The 15,363-nt window shown below is 71.2% G+C and carries 12 protein-coding genes; 3 read left to right on the top strand and 9 right to left on the bottom strand.

All coding sequences use genetic code 11. The features are described from left to right. Positions 1-85 precede the first annotated feature (85 nt). Positions 86-952 (bottom strand): hypothetical protein, encoded by an 867-nt coding sequence (locus B082_RS0130960; protein ID WP_018555678.1) that lies wholly within the window; start codon positions 950-952, stop codon positions 86-88. A 4-nt stretch (positions 953-956) separates the two neighbouring features. After that, positions 957-1,628 (bottom strand): papain-like cysteine protease family protein, encoded by a 672-nt coding sequence (locus B082_RS0130955; protein WP_018555677.1) that lies wholly within the window; start codon positions 1,626-1,628, stop codon positions 957-959. 226 nt (positions 1,629-1,854) lie between these two features. Between B082_RS0130955 and B082_RS0130950 the strand changes: the two genes are divergently transcribed. After that, positions 1,855-2,781 (top strand): hypothetical protein, encoded by a 927-nt coding sequence (locus B082_RS0130950; RefSeq protein ID WP_018555676.1) that lies wholly within the window; start codon positions 1,855-1,857, stop codon positions 2,779-2,781. 45 nt (positions 2,782-2,826) lie between these two features. On the opposite strand, the gene B082_RS0130945 is transcribed toward B082_RS0130950, so the two are convergent. Continuing rightward, positions 2,827-3,255, bottom strand: coding sequence for a Rieske (2Fe-2S) protein (locus B082_RS0130945; RefSeq protein ID WP_018555675.1), 429 nt, complete (start codon positions 3,253-3,255; stop codon positions 2,827-2,829). A gap of 221 nt (positions 3,256-3,476) precedes the next feature. Then, positions 3,477-6,479: an excinuclease ABC subunit UvrA gene (gene uvrA, locus B082_RS0130940; RefSeq protein ID WP_018555674.1), complete on the bottom strand. Its 3,003-nt coding sequence runs from the start codon at positions 6,477-6,479 to the stop codon at positions 3,477-3,479. A gap of 176 nt (positions 6,480-6,655) precedes the next feature. On the opposite strand from uvrA, the gene B082_RS0130935 reads away from it, so the two are divergent. Continuing rightward, positions 6,656-7,345 carry a maleylpyruvate isomerase family mycothiol-dependent enzyme gene (locus B082_RS0130935; RefSeq protein ID WP_026250369.1) on the top strand — a complete coding sequence of 230 codons (690 nt, stop codon included), beginning with the start codon at positions 6,656-6,658 and terminating at the stop codon, positions 7,343-7,345. Positions 7,346-7,371: 26 nt separating this feature from the next. After that, entirely contained in the window at positions 7,372-8,028 is a 657-nt protein-coding gene (locus B082_RS0130930; RefSeq protein WP_026250368.1) for an MBL fold metallo-hydrolase, read from the top strand. Positions 8,029-8,040: 12 nt separating this feature from the next. Here the strand turns inward: B082_RS0130930 and B082_RS0130925 are convergent, their stop codons facing one another. From B082_RS0130925 to B082_RS0130905, 5 genes are all read right to left on the bottom strand, one after another. Continuing rightward, positions 8,041-9,021 (bottom strand): TerC family protein, encoded by a 981-nt coding sequence (locus B082_RS0130925; protein WP_018555670.1) that lies wholly within the window; start codon positions 9,019-9,021, stop codon positions 8,041-8,043. Positions 9,022-9,294: 273 nt separating this feature from the next. Further along, positions 9,295-11,307, bottom strand: coding sequence for a TerD family protein (locus B082_RS0130920; protein WP_018555669.1), 2,013 nt, complete (start codon positions 11,305-11,307; stop codon positions 9,295-9,297). A 161-nt stretch (positions 11,308-11,468) separates the two neighbouring features. Beyond that, complete coding sequence (locus B082_RS0130915) at positions 11,469-12,047, bottom strand: TerD family protein (protein WP_026250367.1); 579 nt, start codon at positions 12,045-12,047, stop codon at positions 11,469-11,471. 128 nt (positions 12,048-12,175) lie between these two features. Continuing rightward, positions 12,176-14,326, bottom strand: coding sequence for an excinuclease ABC subunit UvrB (uvrB, locus tag B082_RS0130910; protein WP_018555667.1), 2,151 nt, complete (start codon positions 14,324-14,326; stop codon positions 12,176-12,178). A 73-nt stretch (positions 14,327-14,399) separates the two neighbouring features. Continuing rightward, on the bottom strand, positions 14,400-15,284 hold the full coding sequence (locus B082_RS0130905) for an MHYT domain-containing protein (protein WP_026250366.1): 885 nt from the start codon (positions 15,282-15,284) through the stop codon (positions 14,400-14,402). Positions 15,285-15,363: the final 79 nt, after the last annotated feature.

Genomic DNA, 15,363 nt, shown 5'->3' with positions numbered 1-15,363 from the left:
GACAGTGCGGGGTGCCCGGATGTCGCCGCGCTCCGGGACAGGGGTGGGGTCACCTGTCCCGGAGCGCGGGGTCATGGGGTGCGCGTCATCCGGTCCTGCGGCGGCCGCGCAGCCGCAGGGCGGTGACGCCGCAGAGGGCGAGGACGGCGACGGCTCCCCCGGCGGCCGCGGTGGAGCCCGCGGTCAGGGCCGTGTCCGCGCCGCCGCCCGCGGCGATGGCGGGCCCGGACGGCTTCACCGGGGCGGATTTCGCCTCGGCGGGCCCGTAGCCGCCGGCCTCGCCCTTGCGGGCGTAGGCGGAGCCGGGGAGCTTGTCGGCGTAGGCGGCCCGCACCCGGGCGCGGTAGGCGGAGAGGGTCGTCCCCTCCTTGCCGACCGCCCGGACGGCGTCCTGGTCGAGCGGGAGCACCTTGCTCCCCTTCTGGACGTACCAGGCGTCGATCTGGGGCTCGTGGAAGACGACGCCGCCGGGCAGCTTGCGGGCGCCCGCCGCGGCGTACCGGGCCTCGTCGTCCCCGGTGGCGATGTTCACCACCTGGTAGCCGCCGTCCCTGCCCGGCTCGGGCAGCGTCCACAGCGACGCCTTCTGCCCGTCCGACGAGACGGCGGTGCTGGCCAGGTAGTCCAGGGAGGCGATGGGTGCCCCGGGTTCCCCCGCGACGAAGCCGGCGGACAGGGTGCGCACGGGCACGGCGGCGCCCTCGATGCGGGGTGCGGCCGCCGCCTCGCTGACGGCGCCCTCCCGGGCGAAGAACCGGGACAGGGTGTCCAGGGTGGTGGCGTCAGTGGCCGCGTCGTGGGCGGCGGCCAGGGCGGCGGGGGTGGTGGACGGGCCGGTGGCGGCGGCCGCCTGCGGGGCGGCGGTGAGCAGGGCGGCGCCGGCCAGCACGCCCGCGGCGGCCAGGGCGGCGGCGACGGGGCGGGTGCCGCGCGCGTTACGGGTGGTGGTCATGCCGTCACGCCCCGATCCGGTAGAGCGAGTGGGTCCAGGAGAACTCGTTGTTGTTCACGTACCAGGCGTGCGAGGCCCAGTTGTAGCGATTGCTGGACGGCCAGGGGTCGCCCCAGTAGACGAGGCTGTTCGCGTCGTCGTACCCGTACAGCACGTGCATGTGGCCGCCGCCCGACGACCACTGGATGCGGGTCTCCACCGGCCGTCCGGCGGCTATCTCGGCCTGCACGGTGGGGTAGCGCAGCCAGCCGCTGACGTACGAGCCGGGGTTGATGCCGGCCCAGTACAGGGCGTTCTGGACGTTGTCGAGCGCGGCCTGCGAGTTGGGGCACTCGTAGCCCTGGGCACGGCCGAAGGCCGCGTTGCAGAACTCGTTCTGGCTGTAGTTGCGGCCGTACCAGGTGGCGATGGTGTTGCCGGACGCGGCCCAGCACCAGTTGGTCTTCTGCTGCGCCTGCATGGTGATGTTCAGCCGCCGGGTGGCGGCGAGGGCGGCCGTCGGGGCGGTGGCTGCCCGGTCCGGGGCCGCGGCGGCCGCCGGGTGGTCCAGGACCGCGGCGGTGGCGGTGCGGGGCTGGTCGGCGGCGGTGGCGGTCGCCGTGGGCGCGGCGAGCAGGACGGCGGCGAGAACGGCTGTCACCGACAGCCGTGCCGGCCGGATTCTTCGGTTGCGCATGGCGTTCCTCCCGGGGCGGGGGGTGGGGGTCCAAGGAGCGCGTCCGGACGCTGTGGAGGAGCATCAACCGTTGTCGGGAACGGGTCAACACGCTTCAATGCGGGTGAACACCGCGGTGTGAATGCCCGGGGCCCCGGCGTGAACGCGCCCCCCTGACCACCTGCGGTCCGGCACCTGCCGGCGCGGCCCCGTGCCCGGCCGGCGTGAACGTTCACCTGGAGGACCCATGCAGCACACCGAGGCCGAACTGGCGCAGGTGCTGCACACCGGACCGTTCCATCTGGCGCTGCGCACCGCCCTGTCGGTGCGCGGGCTGCCGCTCCAGCGGGTCCAGCACCATCTGGCGCACCGCGGGGTCAAGGTCGGGGTGACCAGCCTGAGTTACTGGCAGCAGGGCGCCCGCCGCCCGCAGCGTCCGGAGTCGCTGCGGGCCGTGAAGGCGCTGGAGGAGGTGCTCGGACTGCCGGTGAACTCGCTGCTCGGGCTGCTGGACGCGGCGGAGTCCCGCCCGGACACCGACCGCCCGCCGGCCAGGACGTACCGCTCGCTGATGGACGCCTCCGGGGCGGTGGAGCGGCTGCTCGCGGACCTGGAGTCACCTGCGGACGGCGGGCTGCACACGGTGGGCCACCAGGAACGGGTGCGGATCGGGCCCGGCCGCCAGATGCAGCACCGCGACTCCCAGCACGTCGTGCGTGCCCACCGGGACGGAATCGACCGCTACCTCGCCGTGTACATCGGTGATCCGGGCTGCGATCCGGGGCAGGTCGTGGTGAGCGCCCGGGAGAACTGCCGCACGGGCCGGGTCCGCTGGGACCGGGAGACGGGGGTGCTGGTCGCCGAGCTGCTCTTCGACACCCGGCTGCGGGCGGGCGACACGTACCTGTTCGGCTACGGCTTCGAGGACGGTACGGGAGGGCCCTGCGGCGAGTACCTGCGGGGCTTCACCTTCGGCGGCGGGCAGTACGTGCTCCAGGTCGGCTTCGACGAGGAGGCGCTGCCGGTGCGGTGCCGCAGTTTCGCCCAGGTGTCGGCGGGCGCGCCCCGGGGCGCGCGGGCGGATCTCACGCTCACCGGCCGGCACCGGACCGTGCATCTGGTGGAGCAGGGGGTGCGGCCGGGGCTGGTCGGGATCGACTGGGACTGGGAGTAGACCGGCCCGCCGGGGCCGGTCCTGGCGGGGCCGGTCCCGGTGGGGTCAGGCGTCGGGGCCCGCGATCAGCTTGTCGCCCTCGACGCGGACCGGGACGGAGGGCAGCGGCACGGTCGCGGGGCCGTGGACGGCCTTGCCGGTCGTCGTGTCGAAGAGGCTGCCGTGGCAGGGGCAGTGGCCCTCGTTCTTCTCGACCTTGTCCAGCAGGCAGCCGGCGTGGGTGCACTGGGCGCTGAACGCCTTGTACTGCCCCTTGGCCGGGCAGCTGACGATGACGCGCTGCTCGCGGAAGAGCTTGGACTCGCCGACCGGGATCTCGTCCGGCGCGCCGAGTTCGACGGGGGCGGTGGGGGTGGGCGTCTCGGCGTGGCCGAGCTTCGAGTCGGTCGAGCAGGCGGCCGCTCCCAGCCCGGCGACGCCCGCGAGGGCGGCGCCCTTCAGCACGGTGCGGCGGGCGGCGGGCTGGCCGGACATGCGGTCTCCACGGGTCGAAGCGACAGAAGGGGCAGAGTGCGAGGCCGTACCGGAGCTGCCCGGGGCGGCGGCGGCATCGGTGCGGTAACCGACGATACCGGCGGAGAAGGACGGGTCTGCGCGCGGGCCGGTCCCGCCCGGTCGTGCCTGGTCAGGGGCGGGGTACGGCGAGGCGGCGACCCCCGGGAGGGGCCGCCGCCTCGCACTGCTTCGCTCCGGTGTCAGGCCTTGCGGGCGCGGGCCGTCTTCTTGGCCGCGGGCTTCTTCGCCGCCGCCTTGGCCGACGCGGTCTTCGCCGGTGTCTTCGCGGCGGCCGTCTTCCGGGCCGCCGTCTTCCTGGCGGGCTTGCGGGCCGTCGGGACGGCTGCCTCGCTGACCCGGTCCGAGCCCAGGATGTCCTGGAGGAACTTGCCGGTGTGGCTGGCGGGGACGCCCGCCACGTACTCCGGGGTGCCCTCGGCGATGACCAGGCCGCCGCCGTTGCCCCCCTCGGGGCCCATGTCCACAACCCAGTCGGCGGTCTTGATGACATCGAGGTTGTGCTCGATGACGATCACCGAATTGCCCTTGTCGACCAGGCCGGAGAGCACCTTGATCAGCTTGGAGATGTCCTCGAAGTGCAGACCGGTGGTCGGCTCGTCCAGGACGTAGACCGTGCGGCCGGTGGAGCGCTTCTGGAGTTCGCTGGCGAGCTTGACCCGCTGGGCCTCACCGCCGGAGAGCGTCGGCGCGGACTGGCCGAGCCGCACGTATCCGAGGCCGACCTCGTTGAGCGTGCGCAGGTGGCGGGCGATGGTCGGGACGGCCTCGAAGAACTCCAGGCCCTCCTCGATCGGCATGTCCAGCACCTCGGCGATGGACTTGCCCTTGTAGTGGACCTCCAGGGTCTCCCGGTTGTAGCGCGCTCCGTGGCAGACCTCGCACGGGACGTACACATCGGGCAGGAAGTTCATCTCGATCTTGATGGTGCCGTCGCCGGAGCAGTTCTCGCAGCGGCCGCCCTTGACGTTGAAGGAGAACCGGCCCGGCAGATAGCCGCGGACCTTGGCCTCCATCGTCTCGGCGAACAGCCTGCGGACGTGGTCGAAGACGCCGGTGTACGTGGCCGGGTTGGACCGGGGTGTACGACCGATGGGCGACTGGTCGACGTGCACCACCTTGTCGACGAGGTCGTCCCCGTCGACCCGGGTGTGCCGGCCGGGCACCGACTTGGCGCCGTTCAGCTCGCGGGCCAGGTGGGTGTAGAGGATGTCGTTGACCAGCGTCGACTTGCCCGAGCCGGAGACGCCGGTGACGGCGGTGAGCACGCCGAGCGGGAAGGAGACGTCGATGTCCTGGAGGTTGTTCTCCCGGGCGCCGTGCACCGTGAGCAGCCGGGAGGGGTCCACGGGACGCCGGACGTCGGGCACCGGGATCGACCTCTTGCCGGTCAGGTACTGCCCGGTGACCGACTTGTCGTTGGCCAGCAACTCCTTGAGCGATCCGGAGTGGACCACCTTGCCGCCGTGCTCACCGGCGCCGGGGCCGATGTCGACCACCCAGTCGGCGACCTTGATGGTGTCCTCGTCGTGCTCCACGACGATGAGCGTGTTGCCCATGTCGCGCAGGCGCACCAGGGTCTCGATCAGCCGGTGGTTGTCGCGCTGGTGCAGCCCGATGGAGGGCTCGTCCAGCACGTACAGCACGCCGACGAGGCCGGAGCCGATCTGGGTGGCGAGCCGGATGCGCTGGGCCTCGCCGCCGGACAGGGTGCCCGCGGCGCGGTTCAGCGAGAGGTAGTCCAGGCCCACGTCGACCAGGAACCTCAGCCGCTCGTTGACCTCCTTGAGCACCCGCTCGGCGATCTTCTTGTCGCGGGCGTTCAGCTTGAGGCGGCCGAGGAATTCGGCGCACTCGCTGATCGACATCGCGGCGACCTGGGCGATGGACTTGTCCATCACGGTGACCGCGAGGACGATCGGCTTGAGCCGGGTGCCCTCACAGGTCGGGCAGGGGACCTCGCGCATGTAACCCTCGAAGCGCTCCCTGCTGGAGTCGCTCTCGGCCTCGGAGTGCCGCCGCTTGACGAACTGGACGGCGCCTTCGAAGGACGGCGTGGTGTAGGCGCGCTCGCGCCCGTAGCGATTGCGGTAGCGGACCTCGGTCTGGATCTTGTGGCCGTGCAGCAGGGCCTTCTTGGCGCGCTGCGGCAGCCCCGCCCAGGGGATGTCCGTACGGAAGCCGAGGGCGTCGGCCAGCGCGTTGATCTGGCGGCCGAAGTACTCCTTGGTGTGGCCGTGCGACCAGGGGTGGATCGCGCCCTCGTCGAGGGACTTCTCCTCGTCGGGGACGATCAGCTCCGGGTCGACCTCCATCCGCGTACCGATACCGGTGCAGTCGGGGCAGGCGCCGAAGGGCGAGTTGAAGGAGAAGGAGCGCGGCTCCAGCTCCTCGAAGGAGAGGTCGTCGTACGGGCAGTACAGGTGCTCGGAGTACATCCGCTCGCGCTCGGGGTCGTCCTCGGGGAGGTCGACGAAGTCCAGCACGACCATGCCGCCGGAGAGGCCCAGCGCGGTCTCGACGGAGTCCGTCAGCCGGCGCTTGGCGCTGTCCTTCACGGTGAGGCGGTCGATGACCACCTCGATGGTGTGCTTCTCCTGCTTCTTGAGCGTGGGCGGCTCGGAGAGCTGGACGGTCGCGCCGTCGACCCTCGCCCTGCTGTACCCCTTGGTCTGGAGATCGGAGAAGAGGTCGACGAACTCGCCCTTGCGCTCGCGCACCAGCGGCGAGAGCACCTGGAAGCGGCTGCCCTCGGGCAGGCCGAGGACCTTGTCCACGATGGCCTGCGGCGACTGGCGCGAGATCGGGCGGCGGCACTCGGGGCAGTGCGGCTTGCCGATCCTGGCGAAGAGCAGGCGCAGGTAGTCGTAGACCTCGGTGATGGTGCCGACCGTCGAGCGGGGATTGCGCGAGGTCGACTTCTGGTCGATGGAGACGGCGGGCGACAGGCCCTCGATGAAATCGACGTCCGGCTTGTCCATCTGGCCGAGGAACTGCCGGGCGTACGAGGAGAGGGACTCCACGTAACGCCGCTGGCCCTCGGCGAAGATCGTGTCGAACGCGAGCGACGACTTGCCCGACCCGGAGAGCCCGGTGAAGACGATGAGGGAGTCGCGGGGGAGGTCGAGCGAGACGTTCTTGAGGTTGTGCTCGCGAGCGCCACGGACGATGAGACGGTCGGTCACGCCGGTCCGCACCTTTCTGGAGAGAAGCGGGGAAACTGAGCCCCTGGCCCAGGTTATGGGGGGCGCCACAGCGGTGTACGGAGCTTTCGACTCCGAGCGTATAGCACGCACATTCGAATTGCGGACGGCTGATGACTCCTTCACCCGAACGAGTGGCCGAGGCTAGGCTCGGCCCCATGACTGACCATGCGCACGACCTGGCAGCACTCCGTGAAGCGACCGATCGACTGCTCAGCGCCACCGAGAAACTGGACGACGCGGCCCTGGCCGAAGCGTCGCGACTGCCGGGCTGGAGCCGCGGTCATGTCGTCGCGCACCTCTCTCGTAACGCCGACGCGCTCGTAAATGTTCTCCAGGGCCGGCCGATGTACGCAGACAGCGAAACCCGCGACCGTGACATCGAGCGGGACGCCCCCCGTCCGCAGGCGGAGCAGCTGGCCGACCTGACGGCGAGCGCGGCCCGCTTCGCGGCGGCGGCGGCCGAGCCCGCGGACTGGTCGCGGATGGTGACCCTGCGCAACGGTGTGACGGACTCGGCCTCCCAGGTCCCCTTCCGGCGCCGCGCCGAGGTCGAGCTGCACCACGTCGACCTGAACGCCGGCTACGAGCTGGAGGACCTGCCGGACGAGTTCACCGCGCGGGAGATCGACTTCCTGGCCGAGCGGTTCGCCGGGCACCCGGATGTCGTGTCGACGGGGCTGGCCGACGACACCGGGCGCGTGTGGACGACCGGCGGCGGCGCGGAGGGCGGCGCGGTCTCCGTACGCGGCAACGCCTCAGAGCTGCTGGGCTGGCTCAGCGGGCGGCGCGACGGAACGGCGCTGACGGTGGAAGGCGGAGCCCTTCCGGCGCTGCCCCCGCTCTAGGCCGCCCCCGCTATAGGCTGAGAGACATGACGTACAGCGGAGCGGTCAGGGTCGGTGGGCCTGCGGACGTGCACGAACTGACGGATCTGATGATCTCCAAGGTCGCCGTCGGCCCGATGGACAACAACGCCTATCTGCTGCGCTGCCGGACCACCGGCGAGCAGCTCCTGATCGACGCGGCCAACGACGCCGGGACTCTGCTGCGGCTGATCGGCGACGACTCGATCATCGCGGTCGTCACCACCCACCGGCACCGCGACCACTGGCAGGCACTGGCCGAGGTGGTCGCGGCGACCGGGGCACGCACCTGTGCCGGACGGTTCGACGCCGAGGGCATCGAGGTGCCGACGGAGGTGCTCGTCGAGGACGGCGACACGATCCGGGTCGGTCAGGTGGCGCTCACCGCCCGCCACCTGACCGGCCACACCCCGGGCTCGATCGCCCTCCTGTACGACGACCCGCACGGGGCGCCGCACCTGTTCACCGGCGACTGCCTCTTCCCGGGCGGAGTCGGCAACACGCACAAGGACCCCGAGGCGTTCGCGAGCCTGCTGCACGACGTGGAGACCAAGCTCTTCGCCCCGCTGCCGGACGAGACCTGGGTCTACCCGGGCCACGGGGGCGACACCACGCTGGGCGACGAGCGGCCCCACCTGCCCGAGTGGCGCGCCCGGGGCTGGTGACGCGACGCCCTCCTAGGAGGCGTGGCTCTTCTCGGCCCGCTCCTCGGCCTCGGCCTGTTTCCTGTTGGCGATCAGACTCGTGATCGTGGTGATCACCAGCACTCCGCAGATGACGCCGAGCGAGACCGGGATGGAGATCTCGGGGACGTGTACCCCGGACTCGTGCAGGGCGTGCAGCACGAGCTTGACGCCGATGAAGCCGAGGATCACCGACAGCCCGTAGCTGAGGTGGACCAGCTTCTTGAGCAGTCCGCCGATCAGGAAGTACAGCTGGCGCAGCCCCATCAGGGCGAAGGCGTTGGCGGTGAAGACGATGTACGGGTCCTGGGTCAGGCCGAAGATCGCGGGGATGGAGTCCAGCGCGAACAGCACGTCGGTGGTGCCGATGGCGAGCATGACGACCATCAGCGGGGTCAGGACGCGCTTGCCGTTGTTGCGGATGAACAGCTTGGTGCCGTGGTACCGGTCGGCGACGCCGAAGCGGCGCTCGATGTTCTTGAGGAGGCGGTTCTCCTCGAACTCCTCTTCCTCCTCGTCGGCCCGCGCCTCCTGGATGAGCTTCCAGGCGGTGTAGATCAGGAACGCGCCGAAGATGTAGAAGACCCACGAGAAGTTGGCGATGACCGCGGCACCGGCGGCGATGAAGCCCGCCCTCAGCACCAGCGCGATCAGCACGCCGACGAGCAGCACCCGCTGCTGGAGGTGGGAGGGCACCGAGAACTTCGCCATGATCAGCACGAAGACGAAGAGGTTGTCGACACTCAGCGACTTCTCGGTGATGAAGCCCGCGAAGAACTCGCCCGACGCCTGGCTCTCGCCGAAGACGAGCAGGCCGAGGCCGAAGAGGACGGCCAGCGCGATCCAGACGATCGTCCAGATCCCGGCTTCCTTGGTCGACACGTCGTGGGGCTTGCGCCCGATGAAGAAGTCGACGGCGATGAGGGCGCAGAGACCGATGATGGTCAGCGCCCAGAGGGTCCATGAAACGTCCACTGCGCCTCCGGCAGTTCGCTACGTGCTACTGATCAGCGTCGTCGCTGCCGGAGGTCTCTTCCACCTGGGCGCACGGGACGCGCGTCCGGGCCGGCGCCCCGGGACCGGTCACGGTCCGTACTGACGGGAACGCCGCGTATGGGAGTACTCCCCTCCGCCCGATGAACGGTACAGGAAACCCCAAGAGAAGGTAAAGAGAAGGCTAAATAATCTCCAAAAGCCCAGGTGGATGAGGTGCGAAGAGGGCGCGGGCACGCATCCCGAGGTGTGGGCTCAGCGGTGTCCGGTGCGGCGGGCGTTCGCCACCTGGGCCAGCACCTGGTCCAGAACCGCGCTGCCCGGCGGCGTCCGCAGCGGTTCGTACGTCCACGCGTGACCGACCCAGGGGTCGGCCAGATGGTCGTCGGCGACCGGGGTGACGCGCAGCAGCGAACGCCACAGGGGGTCGAGGACCGGTCCGTACCCGGAGGCCTCCTCCCGGTCGGCGACCATCATGAGGTGGACGCCGACGGAGGGCCCCTCGTCGGCGAGGTAGCGCAGCTGGGTGACCGCTCGGTCGTCGAAGCCGTGCGGGAAGTCGTTGACGATCAGCAGCTGCTCGGCCGGGTCCAGATCCGGCGGCAGCGAGTCGGCGGCACCGGCCCGGATCGCCATCTGCACCAGGTCGACGCGCCGGGTCAGGTGGGCGAGGACCGAGGAGACCCCCTGGGCCCCGGAAGCGGGCGGAGCCGGGAGAACCCCGGAGCGGACCAGCGGGGCGAGCGCCCCGGCGGCCGAACCGGCCGGGTCGATCACATGGACCGAGAACTCGTTCGGCGGGTAGACGGCCAGCAGCCGGGCGGCGTGCAGCACCGCGCTCTCCATCGCGAGCCGGCGCAGGTGCTCCGGGCCGGCCTGCGCATCGGCCCCGGACGCCGTACGCCCGCTGTCGATCCACATGCCCCGCTCCAGCGGGAGCCGGACGAGCAGCGGGATGCGCAGGCCGGTGCTCTCCGGCAGGCGGAGGTCCCCGATCCGCAGGGCCATGGGTATCTCCATCGGCACGCGGTAGCCGTGCCAGACGGGGTTGTCCCAGCCCGCGTAGGCGGCGGGGAGCGCGGGCTCCACGACGGCGGACTCGGCGGCGAGCTGGGCCAGGTCGCGGTCCAGCGACTCGCGGGCCCGGCCGGTCAGCTCGTCGCGCTTGGCGCGGGCCGCCTCGCGGGCCCGGTCCCCCGCACCGCCGATGCGACTGCGCGGGTCGGACAGGGTCCGCTCCAGCTCCTGGTCCATCCGGGACTCGGCGAAGTCGACGGCGCTGCGGTACGCGGCGACGGTCCGGGCCATGTCCTCGAACATGCCCCACACCTGGTTGTAGAGGCGCTCGTCCATGGACCAGCCGGTCGCGTCCCCGGCGACGGGCTGGGCGGGCCGCCCCGGCCCGGCGGGCGGCGCGGCCGGAGGGGGCGGCGGGGGCGCGGTGGACTGGCGGCGCGGGTGCGCGTAGTCGACGGGCCCGCCCTGGGGCGCCGGGGCCGCCGGCTGGGCCAGGGGCTCGGGCCGCGGGTCCGGCGAGGGCGCGCCCGGCTCCGGGACGGGGGGCTGCCCGTTGCCCGGGGCGGGGGGCTGCCCGTTGCCCGGGACGGGGGGCTGCCCGTTGCCCGGGGCGGGGGCCGGCGCGGGGGCCTGGGCCGGGGTGTGTCTGACGCGGTCGCCCTCCGGGGTGCGGGGCGGGGGCGGGGCCACGGAGCGGGCCAGTCCGCGGGCGACCGCCTCCTGGATCGACCCGGCCAGTTCGGCGGCCCGGTCCACACCCTGGTCGGTGAGCATCGCGGCGAGACCGCCCGCGTAGCCCTGGCCGACCGCCCGGACCTTCCAGGCGCCCTGGCGCCGGTACAGCTCCAGCGCGGCGACCGCGGACTCGCTGTCGAGCCCGGTCAGGGTGAACGTGGCGATCTCGTCGCCTTCGAGGCCGGTGACCGCGACGAAGGGCGCGGCGACGGCCCCGAACCGGGTCGGGCCGCCCACGCCCAGCGGCAGGGCCAGCAGCACCGTGACCCGGTGGACCGCGCCGGGCAGGGCGTCGAGGTCGACGGCGAGCCGGTGGTCGGCGGCGGCCTGCCGGGAGACTTCGAGGCCGTGCAGCTGCGGCGATCCCGGGTGGGCGACCCACTCCACGCCGTGCACCCTGCCGTGCTCGTCGCCGAGCGTGGCACCGGCCACGACGGGCGCCCCGGCCGATATCCGGATCTCCAGACGGGTCTGGGGCAAGGTGTGGTTCTGCCCCCGGACCAGCTCGGCCGTCATTGCCCTGTCCCCTCGACGAGTTTCTGCTGCGTGGTGCGGGTCTGTGCCGGATGTGCGCGCGCCCGGTGGCACGCGGGGTGCTGTGATGCGGTGCAGCTCCCGGCGGCCGATGCCTCCGGGAGCTGCGCGTACCGCGAGCGGACCTGTCGGTCCGGTGCCGTCTACAGGTGCGGCAGGATCGCCGGCATGAGGTCCTGGAACGTGCGGCCGTTGGCCGGGTTGCCGATGGCGGTCATCTTCCAGGCGTTCCCCGAGCGGTGCACCTTCGCCATGATCTGCGCCGTGTACTGCCCGCCGCCGTCCAGCGTGTAGCGGGCGAGCTCCTGGCCGTTGGTCTCGTCCACGATGCGGCAGAACGCGTTCTGCACCTCCTGGAACGTCTGGCCGGTGAAGGAGTTCACCGTGAAGACGATCTGGTCGATGTGGACCGGGACCCGCTGGAGGTCCACGAGGATCGCCTCGTCGTCGCCGCCGGAGCCGGCGCCGCCCACCAGGTTGTCCCCGGTGTGCTTGACCGATCCGTCGTCGCTGGTGAGGTGCCGGAAGAAGACGACGTCGACCGGCTGCTTGTCGGCGAACAGGACCGCCGAGGCGTCCAGGTCGATCTCCCGGGTGCGCGAACCGAACAGACCGCGGCGCGGTGCCGCCTGCCAGCCGAGCCCCATCCGTACCGCGGTCAGGGTCCCCCCGTCGCTCTTCTGCAGACTGATGGCCTGGCCCTTGGTCATATTGACCGTCACGCGCTGTCCCCTCTCCGCTGTCCCCGCAACCGTCCTTGTGCGGTTTCCCCGCACCCTACGCAGTGGTGTCACCCGCGCCGAGGGCCCGGGGTGTTTTGTGTCGGTCCTGCAACACACCGGCCGGCACGTCAGGCCAGACCGGCCTCGCGCATCTGGCGCAGCTCCTTCTTCAACTCCCCCACCTCGTCGCGCAGTCGGGCGGCGACCTCGAACTGGAGGTCGGCCGCGGCGGCGCGCATCCGGTCGGTCATCTCCTCGATGATCCCGGCGAGCTCGGTCGCCGGGCGGTCGGTGACCGCCGCCGCGTCCCGGCCGGCCCTCCCCTTCTTCCCGCCCTTCGCCGCCTTCCCGTCGCCCGGGACGGCGTGCTTCCCGAGCGTGGGCACGGGTGCCTTGCCCTCCTTGGCCTGGCGGTAGCCGGTGCCGAGCAGCTGCTCGGTGTCGACCTCCTCGCGCGCGATCGTGGCGACGATGTCGTTGATCTTCTTGCGCAGCGGCTGCGGGTCGATTCCGCGCTCGGTGTTGTAGGCGATCTGCTTCTCGCGGCGGCGGTTGGTCTCGTCGATGGCCTGCGCCATCGCCGGGGTGACCTTGTCCGCGTACATATGAACCTGGCCCGAGACGTTGCGCGCCGCGCGGCCGATGGTCTGGATCAGGGAGGTGCCGGAGCGCAGGAAGCCCTGCTTGTCGGCGTCGAGGATGGCCACGAGGGACACCTCCGGCAGGTCGAGGCCCTCACGCAGGAGGTTGATGCCGACCAGGACGTCGTACTCGCCGGAGCGCAGCTCCCGCAGCAGCTCGATGCGGCGCAGCGTGTCGACGTCGCTGTGGAGGTAGCGGACCTGGATGCCGAGCTCCAGGAAGTAGTCGGTGAGGTCCTCGGCCATCTTCTTGGTGAGGGTGGTGACCAGGACCCTTTCGTCCTTCTCGGCGCGCTCGCGGATCTCGTGCACCAGGTCGTCGATCTGGCCCTCGGTGGGCTTGACGACGACCTCCGGGTCGATGAGGCCGGTGGGGCGGATGATCTGCTCGACGAAGCCGTCGCCCCGGGACAGCTCGTAGTTTCCGGGGGTCGCGGAGAGGTAGACCGTCTGGTTGATCCGTTCGAGGAACTCCTCCCACTTCAGCGGGCGGTTGTCCAGGGCGGACGGCAGCCTGAAGCCGTGGTCGACCAGGGTCCGCTTGCGGGAGGCGTCGCCCTCGTACATGGCGCCGATCTGCGGCACGGTGACGTGGGACTCGTCCAGGACCAGGAGGAAGTCCTCCGGGAAGTAGTCGAGGAGGGTGTTGGGGGCGGTGCCGGGGGAACGGTCGTCGAAGTGCATCGAGTAGTTCTCCACGCCGGAGCAGGTGCCGATCTGGCGGAGCATCTCGATGTCGTACGTCGTGCGCATGCGCAGCCGCTGGGCCTCCAGCATCTTGCCCTGCTTCTCCAGCTCGGCCAGGCGCTGCTCCAGCTCCTGCTCGATGCCGGTGACGGCCTTCTCCATGCGCTCGGGCCCCGCCACGTAGTGGCTGGCGGGGAAGACGTGGAGGGACTGGTCCTCGCTGATGACCTCGCCGGTGAGCGGGTGCAGGGTGGAGAGGGCCTCGATCTCGTCGCCGAACATCTCGATGCGGACGGCGAGCTCCTCGTAGACCGGGAAGATCTCGATGGTGTCGCCGCGCACCCGGAAGGTGCCGCGGGTGAAGGCCAGGTCGTTCCTCGTGTACTGGATCTCCACGAAGCGGCGCAGCAGCTGCTCGCGGTCGATCTCCTGGCCCACCTTGAGCTGGACCATCCGGTCGACGTACTCCTGCGGCGTACCCAGGCCGTAGATGCAGGAGACGGAGGCGACCACGACGACGTCGCGCCGGGTGAGCAGCGAGTTGGTCGCGGAGTGGCGCAGCCGCTCGACCTCCTCGTTGATCGAGGAGTCCTTCTCGATGTAGGTGTCCGACTGCGGGACGTACGCCTCGGGCTGGTAGTAGTCGTAGTACGAGACGAAGTACTCGACGGCGTTGTTGGGCAGGAGCTCGCGGAATTCGTTGGCGAGCTGGGCGGCGAGGGTCTTGTTCGGCGCCATGACCAGGGTGGGGCGCTGCAGCTTCTCGATCATCCAGGCGGTGGTGGCGGACTTGCCGGTGCCGGTCGCGCCGAGGAGCACGACGTCCTTCTCACCCGCCCGGACGCGCTTCTCCAGCTCGGCGATGGCCGTGGGCTGGTCGCCGCTGGGCTGGTAGGGACTGATGACCTCGAAAGGCGCCACCGTACGTTCGATCTTCGAGACTGGCCGCATGAATCCACCGTACGACCCCCCACTGACAACGGGGTCGGTCAGCGGTCGCGCAGGGCCCGGTCCACCGGTCCCCTCACCAGTCCCCGGGCTGTACGGCGTCGCGCGGACGGGAGTGGAAGGACGCCGGGTCGGCGTGCGTACCGAAGCGGGGGACCTGGCGCTGGGCCGGGATTCCGCGGGCCGGGCGGTGCGTGGTGACGGGGCCGTCCCAGTCCGGCGTGCCCATGACGACCAGCGGGTCGAACATGACCACGACCCCGGCCAGCAGCAGGAAGCAGGCAGGTCCGAGCAGCATGGGCACCAGCAGCGACGTGGCGCTGTCCCCCGGGGCGTGCCCCGTGGTGAGGGCCGACGTGTGCAGGTGGACGCGGAGGGCGGCCATGCCCGTGTAGTGCATGCCGCTCACCGCGACGGCCATCACGACGCTCGCGCCGAGGCTGGGCAGGAAGCCGTGGATGGAGACGGCTGCCCACAGCGCGGCGGTCGAGGCCACCACGGCGATCACGACGGAGAGGGCCACGGTCACCGTGTCGTACTCGAACTGCCCATCAAGCCGCATTCCGGCCATGCCGAGATAATGCATGGAGGCCACACCGAGCCCGGTGACCGTGCCTCCCGTCACCAGGGCCATACGGGTGGCGCCCCGGTACCCGACCAGGAAGATCCCGACGCCGACCATGACGATCGCGACGGCAAGGCTGGCGAAGGTGATCGTTCTGTCGTATCCGACCGGCACCTCGTCGACGGAGAAGCCCACCATCGCGATGAAGTGCATGGTCCAGATGCCCGAACCTATGGAGGTCGCCCCGAGAGCCAGCCACCCGGCCTTGAAGGAACGCTCGGTACGCAGCGACCGCGTGGTGCAGCGCAGGCCCAGTGCCGCGCCGAGGCACGCCATGAGGAACGCCGCCGCCGGGGTCACCGCCCCATAGCTGAAGCCGTCGATTGTGCCCTGCATCCTTGTACGCCCTTCGCAGCAGCAAGCCCGGGTCCGGACGACCCTAAGGCGCAAGGCCCGGCAAACAAACAGAAGAACT

This window comes from Streptomyces sp. ATexAB-D23, assembly GCF_000373645.1.
Classification (GTDB): domain Bacteria; phylum Actinomycetota; class Actinomycetes; order Streptomycetales; family Streptomycetaceae; genus Streptomyces; species Streptomyces castrisilvae.
This window is presented reverse-complemented; position numbering and strand designations above follow the sequence as displayed.